The sequence below is a fragment of the Aquimarina megaterium XH134 genome (assembly GCF_000520975.1).
GTDB lineage: Bacteria > Bacteroidota > Bacteroidia > Flavobacteriales > Flavobacteriaceae > Aquimarina > Aquimarina megaterium.
On sequence record NZ_JACB01000014.1, the window covers coordinates 14,401 to 31,273 of the forward strand.

Genomic DNA, 16,873 nt, shown 5'->3' on the forward strand with positions numbered 1-16,873 from the left:
TTTTATTCCCCAATAAAATCAAAATCTACTTAAGTAATGAAAACAATTAAGAAATTTTTAGTTCTTCTAGGTGTGCTGTTCACCTTCGGAATTTTAGTAAACGCTACACAAGACCATCAGCCAGAAAAACCACTAGCTCAAGAAATTCTGGAAGAAAAATTAGTAAATGATTATAACGTATATGCTATTGCAATGCCAGATAATCTTAATTTTTCTGGAGAATTAGTTCCTATAGAAAATCCGGATATAAGAGAGCGAATGGATCGAGAATTGTTGGTTAACACCTACTGGCAATCTAATGGTTTACTCCTTTTTAAGAGAGCTAATAAGTATTTTCCTATTATAGAACCAATTCTTAAAGAACAGGGTGTTCCTGATGATTTTAAATACTTGGCAGTAATAGAAAGTAGTTTAACTCAAGCAGTATCTCCTGCAAGAGCAACAGGATTTTGGCAAATCTTAAAAGGTACTGCAAAAGAATATGGACTAGAGGTAAACGAAAATGTAGATGAGCGTTATCATATTGAAAAATCTACAGAAGTAGCTTGTAAATACCTTAAAAGTGCAAAAGAAAAATTTGGTTCCTGGACTTTGGCAGCAGCAGCATATAATGCAGGTAGAGCTGGGATTAATAGACGACTAGAAAAACAAAAAGCAGCCTCATATTATGATCTTTTGTTAGGAGAAGAAACGGGAAGATATGTGTTCAGAATTGTAGCAGTAAAAGAAATCTTGAGCAACCCAAAGAAATATGGCTTTAACTTTAGTAATGAAGATTTATATACTCATATTCCTACATTTAATGTTCTGGTAGATGAACCTATTGCAGATTTTACTGACTTTGCTGAGCAATATGATATCAATTATAAGATTCTAAAACTACATAATCCCTGGCTTAGAGAAGCCCGTTTAAATAATCATTCTGGTAAAGAATATCTTATAAAAATACCAAGAGAAGGATATTATAAAACAACAACCGGGCAATAAAAACTTGAGATTTTTTATTAAGTTAGCAACTTGTTTTAAAGTAGTTTTAACTCATATTTGAAACTGCTTTTAATAAGAGAACGTTGTGTAATTACACGTTCTTAATTTTATAATTAGTTACCAGGTGATTATTAAAATTTAAAGGTGTGAATACTTCAGTACTTATTTCGTTAATCTTAATTGGATTATTAGCTGGGTTTTTTAGTGGTACATTGGGGATAGGAGGAAGCGTGATTATGATTCCTCTTTTGATTTTGTGGGTAAACTTTTCTCAACACGAAGCGCAAGGAACCAGTCTTGCTGTATTGGCAGTTCCTGTAACGTTATTAGCAGCATATAATTATTATCACGAGGGATTCGTAAATTGGAAATACGCGATTGTAATAGCCGTAACCTTTATTATTGGGGGATATTTGGGAAGCAAACTGGCAATTTCTATAAACCAGGAATTACTAAAAAAAATCTTTGGAGGAGTATTACTGCTGGTAGCCCTAAAAATGATAATGGGTAAATAGATAATTATTAATTATCCTTTTTGTTACTTATAGAATCTCGTTCTCGCTTATATCTTTCGTATTCTTCGTCAATATTTCGCTCCTCATCTGTACGTCCGTCTTCATTTTCTTTTGCTTCAGCTTCGGTATTATTTATTTCAGTATTTAAATCCAGATCAGCAATTAAAAGAGAAACGCCTTTGGATAACGAATTAAAGTGAATATTGTAAGAGTTACTTAGTGTTTCACTAGAGTGATGAGTAACAATTTTTCTAATATCTAATATTTTTTTATTTCCATCCATAAAATACATCATAGGAAAACCTAATGCATGTTTTAGTTTATTGATAATATATGAATCCTGATTCGTCTTTTCATCAATATGAACTAAATGAATGTTACTATTGTATTCTTTTACTTTTTCTTTTAATTTCTCTTTATTATCCCAGAAGAGTACTACAAAATCAATCTGATCATGAAATCTATCTGCTAAATCATTTAGTGCAGGAATTTCTCCGATACCAGGAACACACCAAGAAGCATATGTGATAAGAAAAATTGGTTTTTCGTAATCTCTTAAAAGAATAGGATCTCCTTTTAGCGGATATACATTAAAGTTATCCATATAGGTTCCGCTAAGGTGATTAGTTACCAGGGAGTCAAATAAGAATTCTGCACGTTCCAGATCTTTATCTTTATAGGCAAGATCAATTTTTTGGTTATATTTTACGATATGCGCCGAAATAGCAACCGAAAATGGTATTTGTCTTTCTTCTTGAGCAAAGGAATTGCTAAAATATAAAGAGAGTATTCCTAATACTAATAATTTCTTCATTATAAATAGATTACGGTAGCTAATGTAATATAATGCCATCAAAAAAACATTTTTTAGGTGTAAAACTTTTTGATGTTCACTTAATTAAAAAACGTTCTAAAGATTGTATTAAACTATCATTAAACGTAATTTTCTGTACAATTAGTATGCCTAAATTTTCTTCATTTGCTGTTTCATCATAGTGATCTGATCCTTAAGCATATTGTGTTTATCTAATTTTTTGGCTTCTGTAAGCAACATTTGAGCTTCTCTTTTACGGCGTTTTGTCATTGCAATACCGGCAAGATTTAATTTTGCCACGGCAAGATCTTGATTCATCGATAATCCGAGTTTTATTGCCTTTTTAAGGTGTTTTTCGGCTTGTGTGATGTTGGTCTGAGATAACATAATACCGAGAAGATAATTGTAATACCCTTGTTGTTTTGTAGTAAGAGCACTTTCTGGGTTTTTGATTTTGTCTAACCATTTTCTGGCACCATCAAAATCTTGTTTACGTAATCTTAAGAAAGCCAGGAGGATTAATTCGTTTTTAAAATATAAAAAGACGAAAATTGCAGCTAATAAAATAAGCATAATTCCATTACCTACATATCCTTCTACTATCTGCCATATTGCTACTCCGGTAACGATTGCTGCGATTACTAATTTTATATTTTTGTTGTACATTTTTAACCTTATTTTATTGTTTTGTAGTTATTTTTAAATTTTATTGATGTCGGTATTTTGGTATCTGGCATAGTAGAGATTAGTGTATTTCCTTTGCATATACCTTCTGAGCTTCCTTCTAGCATAAGCCCCGTTTTATTATTAACTGTGATCATTGCTTTTTGAGAACCAGATACTATTATAGTAGCGCTGGCATTCGTATTTTCCATTTCTATTTCTGATGTGCCTGCAATTGTAGCACTCTCATCCATAATTGAAGCAATGTTCCATTTATTTTTGCTTTTCATTTTACCGGTATACTCATTTTCCCACTTGTCACCCGCAGTACCATTATTATCACCATAGATATATGTCATTTGCTCAAAATTACCTAATAATTGGTTGTCTCCCCATTGTTGATCCAAACTAATGCGAACTTGTTTTATAGCATTAGGATCTGTAATACCAGCATTTTTAATCATATTATCGATAAGGGCTTCTGTTCCTTCTAAGGCATTAATTTTACCATTTTTTTGCATTACCATAGTAACAGGAGAATTGATTAGCCCTTGAAAAATACGTCCCTGTACATCTGTAGAATCTGGCGTTATAGAAGTATCCATATCCATAAGAACCCCTAGAGAAGGAGAGCTTGTTTTCATTTTTAATGTTTGGTATTTCATTTCTATATAAAACAAGCTGTTTTCTATTTTTGTCACTATAAAAGACATTTCTGCACTAATATCATTTGTGATTATTTGTTGCCCTCCAGAAATATCTTGCGTAATTATTTGTTCAGAATCCTGACGAATTGCAAAAGAATCTCCAACATTAAGATTATATTGCAAAGCAGTTTGAGAAAAACCAGTAATCGACAGTATCAATACTAGTATAAAAAGGATTGGTTTTTTCATAAAAACAGGATTGCGATTTTCTTGTGCAAAGAAACTAATTTTTTTGGATAAAAAATATTTGATATTTACGTTTGTCAAAGTAAAAACTCTTTGTATATTTGCCCGCAGTTTTGGGAAGAAATTCTCAGAAAAGATCGAATTAGATATTTCAAGAAGATTTATAAAGATATATAGCAATGAAAAGAACGTTTCAACCATCGAAGAGAAAGAGAAAAAACAAACACGGTTTCAGAGAGCGTATGGCTTCTGCAAATGGTAGAAAGGTGTTGGCTCGTAGAAGAGCAAAAGGAAGAAAGAAGATATCTGTTTCGTCTGAACTAAGACATAAGCACTAATGATAACGTTCATTAAAAATATTGAAGGTGTTACTTTATAGGTAACGCCTTTTTTTATATCTAATACATAATTTTATAGGAAAAGCAATACCGTTATTACATGCCAAAAAGAGAAAAACTAAAGAGTATACTTATTATAGGATCGGGACCAATTGTTATTGGTCAAGCGTGTGAGTTTGATTATTCTGGTACACAAGCCCTACGTTCTTTAAGAGAAGATGGGATAGAAACGATTCTGATCAATTCGAATCCAGCTACTATTATGACAGATCCTTCTATGGCGGATCATGTATACCTAAAACCATTAAATACCAAATCAATAATAGGGATTCTAAAAGAACATCCTCAGATTGATGCTGTATTACCCACAATGGGAGGACAAACTGCTCTTAACCTTTGTATAGAAGCAGATGAAAAAGGAATATGGAAAGATTTTGATGTAGAGATCATAGGAGTAGATATTGATGCTATAAATATTACTGAGGATAGAGAGCAATTTAGAGAACTAATGCTTTCTATTGGGATTCCTATGGCTCCTCAGGCAACCGCCAATTCTTACCTAAAAGGAAAAGAGATCGCTCAGGAATTTGGATTTCCTCTTGTTATTAGAGCATCATATACACTTGGTGGTGCAGGGGCATCTTTTGTTTATAAAGAAGAAGACTTTGATACATTACTTACTCGCGGGTTAGAAGTTTCTCCGATTCACGAAGTGATGATCGATAAAGCTCTGATTGGGTGGAAAGAATATGAGTTAGAACTGTTAAGAGATAATAATGATAATGTAGTTATTATTTGTACTATAGAGAATATGGATCCTATGGGAATCCATACTGGAGATTCGATTACGGTTGCTCCAGCAATGACGTTAAGTGATAAAACTTTTCAGCGTATGCGTGATATGGCAATCCATATGATGCGTAGTATTGGAGATTTTGCAGGAGGATGTAATGTGCAATTCGCAGTAAGTCCCGATGAAAATGAAGATATTATTGCTATCGAGATTAATCCTAGAGTTTCTCGTTCTTCTGCATTGGCATCAAAAGCGACAGGATATCCGATTGCAAAAATAGCTGCAAAACTGGCTATTGGATATAATCTGGATGAATTAGATAACCAGATTACCCAATCTACTTCGGCTTTATTCGAACCTACATTAGATTATGTAATTGTAAAAATACCACGATGGAATTTTGACAAATTCGAAGGGTCTGATCGTACATTAGGGCTTCAGATGAAATCTGTTGGAGAAGTTATGGCAATCGGTAGATCGTTTCAAGAAGCATTACATAAAGCTACTCAGTCTTTAGAAATTAAAAGAAACGGACTTGGTGCCGATGGAAAAGGATATAAAGACTATGATCAAATTATAGATAAACTTACCTATGCCAGTTGGGATCGTGTGTTTGTAATCTATGACGCTATCCAGATGGGAATCCCATTAAGCAGAATACACGAAATCACAAAAATAGATATGTGGTTCCTAAAACAATATGAGGAATTATATAATCTTGAAAAAGAAATTTCAACATATACTATTCAATCCCTTACCAAAGAATTAATACTAGAAGCAAAACAAAAAGGTTTTGCAGATAGACAGATAGCTCATATGGTAGGGTGTTATGAAAGTGAAGTATACAATAAGAGAGATGAATTAGGGATAAAAAGAGTGTATAAATTAGTAGACACCTGTGCTGCAGAATTTAAAGCTCAAACTCCTTATTTTTATTCAACTTTTGAAGCAGAAATAGAAACACCAGAAGGAGAAATATCGGTCTCTAATGAGAGTGTTGTTAGTGATAAAAAGAAAATTGTTGTTTTAGGTTCGGGACCTAACAGGATTGGACAAGGAATAGAATTTGATTATTGTTGTGTGCATGGCGTTTTGGCATCTGCAGAGTGTGGATATGAAACGATAATGATTAATTGTAATCCAGAAACTGTATCTACTGATTTTGATACTGCAGATAAACTATATTTTGAACCTGTATTTTGGGAACATATTTATGATATTATCCGACATGAGAAACCCGAAGGAGTAATTGTTCAACTTGGAGGGCAAACTGCATTAAAACTAGCCGAAAAGCTGGATCGCTATGGGATTAAGATTATAGGAACAAGTTACCAATCACTAGATCTTGCTGAAGATAGAGGGCATTTCTCTAAATTGTTACAAGAAAATAATATCCCATATCCCGAGTTTGATACTGCAGAAACTGCAGATCAGGCACTTGAGGTGGCAGACCGTTTAGATTTTCCAATTTTGGTGAGACCGTCTTATGTATTAGGAGGGCAAGGCATGAAGATTGTAATTAATAAGCAGGAACTAGAAGAACATGTGGTCGATTTATTACGTAAAATTCCTAATAATAAATTGCTATTAGATCACTATTTGGATGGTGCAATCGAAGCAGAAGCAGATGCAATATGTGATGGTGAAAATGTGTATATCATAGGAATTATGGAGCATATAGAACCATGTGGAATTCATTCTGGAGATTCTAATGCTACTTTACCTCCGTTTAATCTTGGAGAATTTGTAATGCAACAGATTAAAGATCATACACATAAAATTGCATTAGCATTAAACACTGTGGGGCTAATAAATATTCAGTTTGCAATCAAAGATGATATGGTATATATCATTGAGGCGAACCCAAGAGCTTCGAGAACAGTACCTTTTATTGCTAAGGCATACGGAGAACCTTATGTAAATTATGCAACCAAAGTGATGCTGGGAGAAAAGAAAGTGACAGATTTTGACTTTAAACCCCACTTAGAGGGATATGCCATTAAGCAACCTGTATTCTCTTTCAATAAATTCCCTAATGTTAATAAGAAATTAGGTCCAGAAATGAAAAGTACCGGAGAGAGTATCTTGTTTATTGATGATCTTAAAGATGATCAATTTTATGATCTATATTCAAGACGTAAAATGTATTTGAGTAAATAGGATCTTATATATAGAATTTATAAAAACCAGATTGTAGAATATACAATCTGGTTTTTTTATTTGTCATATACATTAAAACTGTAGAGTTGTATACATTCAGACCTATTTCTTAGCCTGGTTTTGTGTTTTACTTTTTTTATTCATGTTCTTTGGTCTAGATAAATAACATAGTACAAATAAAACTTTTATAGCATGAAAAATTTAAATTTCAAAAAATTGGAAAAACAAGAATTACATTCTATTATGGGGGGAACAAGGAGAAGAGTAAGAAGAGTGGGAGTAGCATTAAGAAGAAGAAGGAGTAGTGGATTTATGGATGAAAATTCTGAAGAGATTGATTTTTAGTGATATAAATTATCGCTAGAAATTAGGGAAAGCTATTGTTTGATATGTAGATATTAGGCAATAGCTTTTTTATTAAATACATCTACTAACTAAATTCTAATATATGAATATGAATTTTGAAATGCATGATTTTGTTTTTTTATAGATATCTGGATTATGTAAAAATTAATTTTTTTGTTAGAATTTTAGAAAAAACACACATTTTAGTCCAAAAAGCATAATTTTTTTGATAATAATATTATAGAAATAGCACTAATTCTTATCGAATAAGATTCGTATATATGTTAATTTAAAGCTAATTATGTGTTAAATATAGTTAAATTGACCTTATTCCCTTTTGGTTTATGATGCCGTTTTTCTGCTGAAATTTCCCCTAAATTGTCGGTTCCAGTTTTTCGTTTAATCCCTTGATTTTCAATAATGCAACACTGTTGCATTATTGAAAATCAAGGGATGGTTTATTTAGATTGAAGTTAAATAAATGAAATGTAACTATTTGTTTGTTACGTGTTTGCCGTATTTGTTTATTTGAATTTATCTCTACTTTTGAATAACAAATTTTAATGAGAGCTCAACATTTTTAATTTAAAATCTAGAATTAAAACATTTAATAGAAAAATCAAACAATAATGAAAACTCAACTGAAATTTTTAAGTATACTAACAGTCTTTTCTTTCTTCTTTTATAGTTGTGAGAAAGACGCCGATGGGGTTACCGATATAGAAACGGGAATAGAAACTACAGAAACTGTAGGAGCAGAACAGGCGATACCTGGAGAATATATCATAATTTATAAAGAAGATGAATCTCTATTTGGTAAAAGTGCTGGTATGAAAGCTAAATCCCAGCAAACGTTATCCAAATATGCGATAGCAGAGAATAATATAAAGCAAATCTACAGCAGTGCTATCCAAGGTTTTCATATAGAAAATTTATCTGAAAAGCAGGTGAGAACACTTAAAAATGACCCAGAAATTGCACATGTACAGCCTAATTATATCAGAACACTGGATGTTGAAATGGGAAAACCTGTGAGTCAACTTCCTGCAACTGTAGATAATAAAGCAGCGAACAAAGGTTCTTGGTTACCTAGTGGAGACTTTTTACCATGGGGTATAAATAGAGTAGGTAGATCAAATGGTACTGGTAGAACTTGCTGGATCATTGATAGTGGGATTGCGCCTCATAGTGATTTAAACATTGATACTAACCGAAGCAGAAGTTTTGTTGGTGGATCGTGGCAAGATCAAAACGGACACGGAACTCACGTAGCAGGAACAGTTGCTGCAAAAAATAATGGTTCTGGAGTTATTGGTGTGGCCTATGGCGCTACAGTTGTTTCTGTAAGAGTTTTAAATGCACAGGGTAGTGGTAGTGATGCAGGTATACTTGGCGGTATAGATTATGTAGCCAGAAATGCAAGAAATGGAGATACCTGGAATTATAGTGTAGGATATAGAAATCGTCATACTAATGTAACTATAGATAATGCATTTAGAAATCTGGAAAGAACAACTTACGGGGCTATGGCTGCGGGTAATAGTAATGATGATACACAGTATTATTCACCACAAAGATTACGAACTAGAAACTCTTGGAATGTTGGTAATATGACCAGAAATGATGGTCCTGCAGGAACTTCTAATTACGGAAGAAGTGTAGATCGTTGGGCTCCAGGTACGCAAGTATGGTCTACGTGGTTAAACGGACAATTTAATAGAATCTCTGGTACTTCTATGGCGTCACCACACGTGGCAGGAATATTATTACTAAGAGGTAACAGTACAGGAACAGATGGTTCTGTAAGTAAAGGAGGCCACTCGGCTCCTATAGCTACCACAAATTAATACGGTAGTTTCATATTTTGAGTATGTATTAGAGAGGCTGGGTGATTCCAGCCTCTTTTTTGTGTTTTAAGAGAGAGTTACAATGTTATTTTTCTAAAAAACCATCAGCTTCCCAATCTAAAATAATATCTATTGTTGCCTGTGGTAACCTACCTTCTGGAGGCATTACATTAGCTCCTGTTGATTTAACTAAAAGAACAAGATCTCTATTTACTCCAACTATAGTTTCGGTGTAATTGCGCATAGGAAAAGGAGCTCCGTTTTGTGCAGGAACAGTGTGACAACGTACACATTGAGCATCTATAATTGCCTTAACATCTGCATCATAAGTTGTAATTTTATTCGGGTTTGGGTTTGTATCGGGATCCGGATTGGGATTAGGTTGCGGGCTATCATCACCACTGCTACAGTTAAAGCAAAGTAAGGTGATGAGCAGTATTGAAATTTTTTTGAATATACTTTCCATAACGGGGGTTTTTGTATGAAATATACAAAGATTTTGCTAATAGATAGTATGATGTAATGATCTTGACTTAATTATAAGTCGATCTTTACATTATATTGGTCAAGGATTTCCAGATGAGATTCGAGCTCAAATTCTGAATCTTTAAAACGATTACGCCTTGTAACTGCATCTTCTTTACGTATAATACTTCTTACAAATCGACGTATTGCAGTTTTGTTTTCTAAAATTAACCCTGGTATAGGAACACTTTTACCTTTGTCGTTTTTAGCCACCATAGTAAAGTAACTCGAATTACAATGTTTTACTTTACCGGTTTGTATGTTTTCTGCCTCGACTCGTACTCCAACAACCATAGAAGTATTGCCTACATGATTTACTGATGCTTTAAGCGTTACAAGTTCGCCAACTTCGATAGGTTTTAAGAAATCCACTTTATCTACACTGGCAGTCACGCAATAAGCCTCAGAATGTTTGGAAGCACATGCAAAAGCAATTTGATCCATCAAAGACAAGATATAACCACCATGTATTTTTCCACTAAAATTAGAATGAGAGGGAAGCATGAGTTCTGAAATAATTACTCTGGATTCTGTATTGGTTTTGTACTTTTTCATTCTATTATTCATTTAGTTGATAGTGTATGATGTAAGAACTATACTACTTATTTCTAAAGTGAGGAGAGTCTTCCTCAACGACATCGATCACAAAATACTTTGTATCTCCAAGCCAGGAAACTTTTGCAAAACGCTCCTTATATTTTAGTTTTACATATCTACCCTGAAATTTTTCGAGCTTCTTTATAATATCTTCTTTCTGGCTTTCAACAGAAAAACTAAAAATTTGTGCTCCAGAGATCCCCTGACTAATTTCGCCCTCCCAGGTTTTAAAAACCACACCTTTATTACTAAATTTTATAAGTTCACCACTTCGGGTTCCTTCACTATAAGATGCATAATATATAAATGCATACCATGCAGCAAAAAGCGTTAAAATTACAATAATGAGTATTGCGAGTATTTTTTTCATATTTAGAATGCGTTATATACTTTGGTCATAAATTCATCAATCTGATTGGGTTCGAGCCATCGCGTAACTACAACCAGATTTTGTTTTTGGTCAATCACAATAAAGTTACCACCAAAGCCTGCAGCGTAGTATAAATGTTCTGGTAATCCTTCCCAATGCCTGGATCCTTTTTGGTTAAGCCACCACATAAAACCATAGTTTGGGTTGGCCTGCGAAGGTTTGGTCGCTTCTTTGATCCATTCTTCAGATAATAATTGTGTTCCGTTCCAGTTTCCGTTGTTAAGAAAAAGTAATCCGAACCGGGCATGATCTAAGGTATTGATAAATAATCCACCACCAGAATGACCACCTCCGCTTACAGATTGCATATTGATACCATCAACTGCAACCCAAGAATTATCATACCCATACCACCTCCATGTGGTTGATGCACCGATAGGATTCATTATTTTTTCTTTTAGTACCTGTGGTAATGGAGTTCTCCAAACATGTAATAAGGAATATGCCAATACGTTAACACGAACATCGTTGTACTCAAAGACAGTTCCGGGTTCGCTGAGTTTTCTAAATTTCCAATCATCGATACCACCTTTTCTTGGGGGACGATCTGCCCAGTCATATCCACCCCATAGTTGTCCTGACCAATCTGAGGACTGTGTAAGTAAGTGTCTCCAGGTAATTTTCTTGTTATGCTTTCCATCAAAGGTATGATCCCATATGGTAGTATAGGTGTGATCATCAACAGAATGTATTAACTTATTATCTATAGCTAACCCAGCCATAGTAGATAGATAACTTTTGGTAACACTAAATGTCATATCTACTCTGTCTACGTCTCCCCATTTTGATATAATGTATCCGTCCTTAATGATGAGACCAGCAGGACCGCCTCTTTTTTTGGTAGGCCCCAGGATTTTGTGATAGGGTTCTCGCTCAAAACCTTTTACAATAGCTTCGCGTAGATCTTTTGATCCCGAGTATTCATGATCCAGAGCAAACTGTACCGCTTCCTGAAGCTTTTGTGCATTTATTTTAAATTCGGTTGGATTTTTTTCCTCCCAGTTTCCGCGTTCGGGAAAATAAATCTGTTGTGCAGTAGCAATATGAAAAACGTTTCCGAAAAGAACTACAAAGAAATATATTTTTATAAGTATAGATTTCATGTGTTTACATCTTTTAATTATTTGTAAATACCAGTTTCAATCTTTTAGTGTTGAACAAAGTACTTTATTGTTTTTTTAATCAATAAGAAAAAGCCAATTACAAAAAGAACTGACCCTAAAAAGGAAAAACCTTGTATGAAATATATAAAGGTTACGTAAGAACCTACTCCTAATGTACTAATATATGTAGCACCCACAATATTCGAAATACCACATAATAAAGATATAATACTACCTGTGGTTAATAATATCCCTTCTGTTTTTAATCCTACTTTAATTATGTAATAAATACATAGTATAGCTATAACTAGTTGTGGTATTGAGGTTATAATGCCTAAAAAAATGTGTTTAATGATCTCTGTAATACCTTGCTCCATAATTGTTTTTATTCAGAAACCTTATTTTTAATAATTTTCTGGATCATTATATAGAAACCGATTATGAAAAGTATGGATCCAATGAATGAAATAGTATTTATTCCAGAGTTAATAATAAGGTATGCGTCAAACCCCCATGAATCTACAAACCTATAGATAAATTGATGTAAAACTGCTACAACAAGGATCAGGATGTTACCGATAAGTATAAGGACACCTTCTTTTGTTGTTCCTTTTTTGCTTATATAATAAATCGTAAGTATTATAAATAAAAGGATGGGTAGAATGTAAAACAGCCCCCCAATGATCCTATGTATAATTTCTGATACGTTAGAACTTGACTCCATGATTATTGATATATGTTTTGTTGATTATTCATTTTCTTCGGTAGCTCTTTTAATCACAGCTTCGGGTAATGATTTTTTGGCTTTGGCCCCCATTTTTTTGAGTTTTTCGACACTGGTAATCAGATTTCCTCTCCCTTCAACTAATTTATTCATTGCAGCAGAGTAATCTTTTTTTGCATCATCTATCTTTTTACCTACCCCAGTGAGATCTTTTACTAACCCTTCAAACTTATCATATAGAGCCCCAGCCTGCCGTGCAATCTCAATTGCGTTACGTTGTTGTTTTTCATTATTCCACATAGTATCAATAGTACGCAAAGTAGCCAAAAGGGTAGAAGGAGTAACGATCACTATATTTTTTTCGAAAGCCTGGTTGTATAATTTATTATCCTGATTAATCGCTATCGCGAAAGCGGGTTCTATAGGAACAAACATCAAAATAAAATCTGGTGATTCGATATCATACAGATCTTGATAGTTTTTTTCTGAAAGTTGATCTACATGACGTTTTAATGATGTGATGTGTTCTTTAAGGTGAGTACCTCTTAGTTCTTCATTTTCTTCATTGATATAACGTTCATATGCAGTAAGTGCTACTTTAGAGTCAATAACCATCTTTTTACTGTCTGGCAGATAAATCACTACATCGGGCATCACTCGTTGTCCATTATCAAGAGTAAAACTTTGTTGTACAAAATACTCTCTATCTTTTTCTAATCCAGACTTCTCTAATACACGTTCTAACACCAATTCTCCCCAATTACCTTGCATTTTACTATCGCCTTTAAGTGCTTTGGTAAGATTAGTAGCTTCTTTGCTCATTTGTTCATTAAGGTCTTTAAGGCCTACTATTTGCTGGCGCAGCGCAGCGTGATAATCGATACTTTCTTTATGAGTTTGTTCTACTTTTTTCTCAAAAGTATTGATCTTTTCTTGTAATGGATTCAGGATACTTTTAATATTCTCTTTGTTCTGTTCGGTAAATTTATTAGACTTCTCATCGAGGATTTTATTGGCAAGGTTCTCAAATTCTTTGGTGAATTTTTCCTGAAGTTTTTCTACTTCTTCTTTTTGCGATGTATTTTTAAGTTGAAGATTTTCGTATTCTGCATTACGACGCGTAAGCTCTGTATTGAGAAAATCTTTTTCTCTACGAATCTCTTCACGTTCTTTAATCAATTCAGAAAGTTGTTTTTCGGTATTGTTTTTAAGCTCATCAAATTGAGATTGAAGCAAATTTGCCCTTTCATTAGTAGCACTTTTTTCACTGTTATGTTGTAATGAAACTACATATTTTCCAATAAAAAAGCCTACGATAATTGATATGATGATTACCCCAACGGCAATGATAATCGGTGTGTATTCTGACATGTAATCTTTTGTTTACTCAAAGATAAAGATAAGCAATGAAAATTTGGATGAAGTACCCGAAGTTTTCATATTTATGATGTTACTATTCTTTTAGCTTATCTCGATCCCGAACAGGTAATTTTTTGATTACCAAATCATAAGAGTCGTCTATCCATTGTTTAATTAGAGTATCTGGGATAGAGTGATCCATTATTATTTTATTCCAGTGTTTTTTACTCATGTATGACGGGGGTTCTACAGCGGTATAGGTTTCTCTTAGCATATCAACATTGTCGGGATTGCATTTTACACTTATGGCTTTAAAAGAAGATATATCTGTTGCAGTAAACATTTTTCCTAATACCTTAAAAACTAAAACATCAGGAAGTTTTCCGAAAGGAAAAGATTCGGTTACTCCTTTTTTGCTAATACAGTATCCTCTGTATTCTTCGATGTTCATCACTAAGTTATTTTTTGCTCTTGTTTAGTGAAGTTACAAAATGTAATTAAAAAAAGGGAATAATAAACTAAAAAGCCAGCCTTTTATTGGTATAGAAAAGCTGGCTTTTTTATAAATTGAGATTCTAGTTTTGTATTTTAATGTCTAGTTTAATGAAATCTCCTGTTCCATCGGTACCAGAAATCTCTACTACTTTTATAAGGCCTTTATTACCGTAATTATCGACAAAATCAATAATATTGTTAACGGCTAAATTATTAATTCTTTGATTTGCTGGTTGTACAACAAAATCTAAATCACTTCTGTTACTTATTGCTTCGAATTCTGCTACAGTTTTAGTGGATAGTCCAAAATATGCTTTGTTTAATTCATCAGCAGTAACACCTCCAATGGTTGGTACATCTATGATATTTGTTGGATAATTATTAGAAGAAGCCAAAGATGCTTTTCCTGTTAATCCATAATAGTATCCAAAATCCCATAAAGCTGCAAACTCTTCCCCTTGGTTTATTTTATATACTGTTTCATTGAATAAAGAAATAAATGTTTTAGAAGATCCGTCTGCCAGAGGAGCAGATAGTATAGTTTGTGTAAAAGATTTAATACCAGAACCACTATTTGTACCTAAACCATACTTTACAGTTATTGTTCCTAGCACATTATCTCCTAATGCATTTCTTTTTGTAATATCTCTAAAATCACCTCTTCCTGTAGTTGCCCAGAATTTATATACAATAGTACCATTGGCCATACTTGGCGTTGGTAGATCGATTTTAAATTCGAAATCTTTTTTGTCTCCACCTACAAGGTCCAAAGATCCATCAGGTTTTTCATCAACTTCTTGTGATGTAAATACATATGGCTCTTCACCTACACCATTAATATTTTGAGTAATATATAATCTTCTCATCGATTTGGTAGTAGAAGAAAATTTTACTTTTGATTTTATACTTGTATTGGTAGCACCTCCAGTAACATTAACAGTGCGATTATCACCAACACCGGATTCTGATACGATAAGTTCTGCATCAAATATTTCACCATCAGTAGGAATAAGATCGTCATTATCATCAGAGCTACAGCTAAATGTAAAAGTTGCGATGATTAATAAAGTTACAATTGATTTGAGTTTTAACATGGTATTCATAGGTTTAATTTATAATTTGTGATAAAATTATAGCTTTCCAGACTAATTGTAAGGTGTTAGTAACTTCAAAATTTTACAGTTTTCCCTTGATAAGCAGATTTATTCGATAAAGTGTAATTAAATCTGGATTATGCATTAGAAAGTCTATTACGTCTTGAAACTACTTTAAAATATACCGTTGCACTACATTTTTCAGTTAAACCATAGCCCTTCGATAAACTCCGAGTAAACTGCTATGCTAAAACTAAGAAAATGTTATGTTTTAGGGTGTTTTCAAACCTCATAACGGAGTTCTAATGCATAATCTAAGTTAAAAGCAAAAAGAGGTAGGAGAGCACAGGTGCTTTACAAGAATTTAACTTCTTACTTTATATCTCCCAGATTTAGAATCAAAAAGAATCAGGTCTTCGGGAAAAAGAGACGAAAAAGCTCGGCATTGTACTAATTCTTTTGGTCTTCCAAATTCGAAACCATCTTGATTCATTACAATCATTTTATCACATAATTGTATCGCAAAATCGATTTCATGAGTCGAAAAAAGAATAGTTTTTCTGGTCTCAAAGGCTAGACGTTTAAGTAGTTTTAATATATAAGCTTTGTGGTAGACGTCTAAATGTGTTGTGGGTTCATCCAGCATAATAAAAGGAGTGTCTTGGGCAATAGCACGGGCGATAAGTACTTTTTGTAACTGCCCGTCACTAAGTTCAAAACATCTTTTGGCGACTAAATCACCAATATGTGTTACCTCGATCGCTTTTTTTATTTGCTCTATATCTTCTTCTGCCATTTTTCCTACCCAGTTCGTATAAGGTTGTCTACCCAGGGCCACTAATTCCTGTACTGTTAGGTTTTTTGAAGCAATTTGTTCTGTTAATACAATACTTAACTGCGAAGCCAGTTCGACAGATTTGTAGGATTGAAGTTCTATATCAGATAACATGACTTTACCATGTAGAGCAGGTTGTACACGGGATAGAGTGCGTAGTAAGGTAGATTTACCGATACCATTGGCACCTACCAATCCTACTAGTTCTCCTTCGTGTAATTTTAGATTGATATCTGCTGCAATAACATTAAGTTCCTTTTTGGTGCGATAACCAATAGAGAGATCTTCTGTTTTAAGAACGATATTTAAGGCTTCACGATTAATAGATTTAAGGTTTTAGGGTTCAAAGTTTTCTA

At 33.4% G+C, this 16,873-nt stretch carries 19 protein-coding genes; 7 read left to right on the top strand and 12 right to left on the bottom strand.

From position 1 onward, the window contains the following. The first annotated feature begins 36 nt into the window (after nucleotides 1-36). Together Z053_RS0109970 and Z053_RS0109975 are read left to right on the top strand one after the other, a co-directional pair. Nucleotides 37-987: a lytic transglycosylase domain-containing protein gene (locus Z053_RS0109970; protein WP_025664873.1), complete on the top strand. Its 951-nt coding sequence runs from the start codon at nucleotides 37-39 to the stop codon at nucleotides 985-987. A gap of 146 nt (nucleotides 988-1,133) precedes the next feature. Further along, nucleotides 1,134-1,502 (top strand): sulfite exporter TauE/SafE family protein, encoded by a 369-nt coding sequence (locus Z053_RS0109975; protein ID WP_025664874.1) that lies wholly within the window; start codon nucleotides 1,134-1,136, stop codon nucleotides 1,500-1,502. Nucleotides 1,503-1,509: 7 nt separating this feature from the next. On the opposite strand, the gene Z053_RS28290 is transcribed toward Z053_RS0109975, so the two are convergent. From Z053_RS28290 to Z053_RS0109990, 3 genes are all read right to left on the bottom strand, one after another. Beyond that, a complete protein-coding gene (locus Z053_RS28290; RefSeq protein ID WP_025664875.1) occupies nucleotides 1,510-2,316 on the bottom strand; it encodes a TlpA family protein disulfide reductase in 807 nt (268 codons plus the stop codon). A 150-nt stretch (nucleotides 2,317-2,466) separates the two neighbouring features. Continuing rightward, nucleotides 2,467-2,982 (bottom strand): hypothetical protein, encoded by a 516-nt coding sequence (locus tag Z053_RS0109985; protein WP_025664876.1) that lies wholly within the window; start codon nucleotides 2,980-2,982, stop codon nucleotides 2,467-2,469. A gap of 8 nt (nucleotides 2,983-2,990) precedes the next feature. Beyond that, the gene (locus Z053_RS0109990) at nucleotides 2,991-3,875 is read right to left on the bottom strand and encodes a DUF6263 family protein (RefSeq protein WP_152538287.1); all 885 of its coding nucleotides are present in this window, start codon (nucleotides 3,873-3,875) and stop codon (nucleotides 2,991-2,993) included. Between the two features lie 176 nt (nucleotides 3,876-4,051). Here Z053_RS0109990 and rpmH point away from each other — a divergent pair, with 176 nt between their 5' ends. From rpmH to Z053_RS0110010, 4 genes are all read left to right on the top strand, one after another. Continuing rightward, nucleotides 4,052-4,210, top strand: a complete 159-nt coding sequence (gene rpmH, locus Z053_RS30685) for a 50S ribosomal protein L34 (protein WP_074410140.1) — start codon at nucleotides 4,052-4,054, stop codon at nucleotides 4,208-4,210. A 100-nt stretch (nucleotides 4,211-4,310) separates the two neighbouring features. Then, nucleotides 4,311-7,163 carry a carbamoyl-phosphate synthase large subunit gene (gene carB / locus Z053_RS0109995; RefSeq protein WP_025664878.1) on the top strand — a complete coding sequence of 951 codons (2,853 nt, stop codon included), beginning with the start codon at nucleotides 4,311-4,313 and terminating at the stop codon, nucleotides 7,161-7,163. A 216-nt stretch (nucleotides 7,164-7,379) separates the two neighbouring features. Further along, complete coding sequence (locus Z053_RS32075) at nucleotides 7,380-7,508, top strand: hypothetical protein (RefSeq protein WP_255518909.1); 129 nt, start codon at nucleotides 7,380-7,382, stop codon at nucleotides 7,506-7,508. Nucleotides 7,509-8,137: 629 nt separating this feature from the next. Then, nucleotides 8,138-9,355: a S8 family peptidase gene (locus tag Z053_RS0110010; RefSeq protein WP_025664879.1), complete on the top strand. Its 1,218-nt coding sequence runs from the start codon at nucleotides 8,138-8,140 to the stop codon at nucleotides 9,353-9,355. Nucleotides 9,356-9,440: 85 nt separating this feature from the next. Here the strand turns inward: Z053_RS0110010 and Z053_RS30040 are convergent, their stop codons facing one another. The 9 genes from Z053_RS30040 to Z053_RS0110055 form a co-directional block, all read right to left on the bottom strand. After that, complete coding sequence (locus Z053_RS30040) at nucleotides 9,441-9,821, bottom strand: c-type cytochrome (protein WP_025664880.1); 381 nt, start codon at nucleotides 9,819-9,821, stop codon at nucleotides 9,441-9,443. A gap of 71 nt (nucleotides 9,822-9,892) precedes the next feature. Further along, a complete protein-coding gene (locus tag Z053_RS0110020; RefSeq protein ID WP_025664881.1) occupies nucleotides 9,893-10,435 on the bottom strand; it encodes an acyl-CoA thioesterase in 543 nt (180 codons plus the stop codon). Nucleotides 10,436-10,478: 43 nt separating this feature from the next. Further along, nucleotides 10,479-10,847: a hypothetical protein gene (locus tag Z053_RS0110025; RefSeq protein WP_025664882.1), complete on the bottom strand. Its 369-nt coding sequence runs from the start codon at nucleotides 10,845-10,847 to the stop codon at nucleotides 10,479-10,481. A gap of 2 nt (nucleotides 10,848-10,849) precedes the next feature. Next, complete coding sequence (locus Z053_RS0110030) at nucleotides 10,850-12,010, bottom strand: serine hydrolase domain-containing protein (RefSeq protein WP_035095766.1); 1,161 nt, start codon at nucleotides 12,008-12,010, stop codon at nucleotides 10,850-10,852. Between the two features lie 385 nt (nucleotides 12,011-12,395). After that, complete coding sequence (locus Z053_RS28300; RefSeq protein WP_035095769.1) at nucleotides 12,396-12,734, bottom strand: hypothetical protein; 339 nt, start codon at nucleotides 12,732-12,734, stop codon at nucleotides 12,396-12,398. Nucleotides 12,735-12,758: 24 nt separating this feature from the next. Next, complete coding sequence (rmuC, locus tag Z053_RS0110040; protein WP_025664885.1) at nucleotides 12,759-14,105, bottom strand: DNA recombination protein RmuC; 1,347 nt, start codon at nucleotides 14,103-14,105, stop codon at nucleotides 12,759-12,761. 82 nt (nucleotides 14,106-14,187) lie between these two features. Then, complete coding sequence (locus Z053_RS0110045) at nucleotides 14,188-14,544, bottom strand: MmcQ/YjbR family DNA-binding protein (RefSeq protein ID WP_025664886.1); 357 nt, start codon at nucleotides 14,542-14,544, stop codon at nucleotides 14,188-14,190. 124 nt (nucleotides 14,545-14,668) lie between these two features. Further along, complete coding sequence (locus Z053_RS0110050) at nucleotides 14,669-15,691, bottom strand: hypothetical protein (protein WP_025664887.1); 1,023 nt, start codon at nucleotides 15,689-15,691, stop codon at nucleotides 14,669-14,671. 355 nt (nucleotides 15,692-16,046) lie between these two features. Next, complete coding sequence (locus Z053_RS0110055) at nucleotides 16,047-16,694, bottom strand: ABC transporter ATP-binding protein (RefSeq protein WP_316930173.1); 648 nt, start codon at nucleotides 16,692-16,694, stop codon at nucleotides 16,047-16,049. On the opposite strand from Z053_RS0110055, the gene Z053_RS32130 reads away from it, so the two are divergent. After that, nucleotides 16,630-16,788 carry a hypothetical protein gene (locus tag Z053_RS32130; protein WP_316930174.1) on the top strand — a complete coding sequence of 53 codons (159 nt, stop codon included), beginning with the start codon at nucleotides 16,630-16,632 and terminating at the stop codon, nucleotides 16,786-16,788. The genes Z053_RS0110055 and Z053_RS32130 overlap by 65 nt on opposite strands. The last annotated feature ends 85 nt before the right edge of the window (nucleotides 16,789-16,873 follow it).

Coding starts and splice junctions, on each gene's coding strand:
- Z053_RS0109970 (WP_025664873.1), top strand. CDS start 37: ATGAAAACAATTAAGAAATTTTTAGTTCTTCTAGGTGTGCTGTTCACC.
- Z053_RS28290 (WP_025664875.1), bottom strand. CDS start 2,316: ATGAAGAAATTATTAGTATTAGGAATACTCTCTTTATATTTTAGCAAT.
- Z053_RS0109985 (WP_025664876.1), bottom strand. CDS start 2,982: ATGTACAACAAAAATATAAAATTAGTAATCGCAGCAATCGTTACCGGA.
- Z053_RS0109990 (WP_152538287.1), bottom strand. CDS start 3,875: ATGAAAAAACCAATCCTTTTTATACTAGTATTGATACTGTCGATTACT.
- rpmH (WP_074410140.1), top strand. CDS start 4,052: ATGAAAAGAACGTTTCAACCATCGAAGAGAAAGAGAAAAAACAAACAC.
- carB (WP_025664878.1), top strand. CDS start 4,311: ATGCCAAAAAGAGAAAAACTAAAGAGTATACTTATTATAGGATCGGGA.
- Z053_RS0110010 (WP_025664879.1), top strand. CDS start 8,138: ATGAAAACTCAACTGAAATTTTTAAGTATACTAACAGTCTTTTCTTTC.
- Z053_RS30040 (WP_025664880.1), bottom strand. CDS start 9,821: ATGGAAAGTATATTCAAAAAAATTTCAATACTGCTCATCACCTTACTT.
- Z053_RS0110020 (WP_025664881.1), bottom strand. CDS start 10,435: ATGAAAAAGTACAAAACCAATACAGAATCCAGAGTAATTATTTCAGAA.
- Z053_RS0110025 (WP_025664882.1), bottom strand. CDS start 10,847: ATGAAAAAAATACTCGCAATACTCATTATTGTAATTTTAACGCTTTTT.
- Z053_RS0110030 (WP_035095766.1), bottom strand. CDS start 12,010: ATGAAATCTATACTTATAAAAATATATTTCTTTGTAGTTCTTTTCGGA.
- Z053_RS28300 (WP_035095769.1), bottom strand. CDS start 12,734: ATGGAGTCAAGTTCTAACGTATCAGAAATTATACATAGGATCATTGGG.
- rmuC (WP_025664885.1), bottom strand. CDS start 14,105: ATGTCAGAATACACACCGATTATCATTGCCGTTGGGGTAATCATCATA.
- Z053_RS0110045 (WP_025664886.1), bottom strand. CDS start 14,544: ATGAACATCGAAGAATACAGAGGATACTGTATTAGCAAAAAAGGAGTA.
- Z053_RS0110050 (WP_025664887.1), bottom strand. CDS start 15,691: ATGAATACCATGTTAAAACTCAAATCAATTGTAACTTTATTAATCATC.
- Z053_RS32130 (WP_316930174.1), top strand. CDS start 16,630: ATGACTTTACCATGTAGAGCAGGTTGTACACGGGATAGAGTGCGTAGT.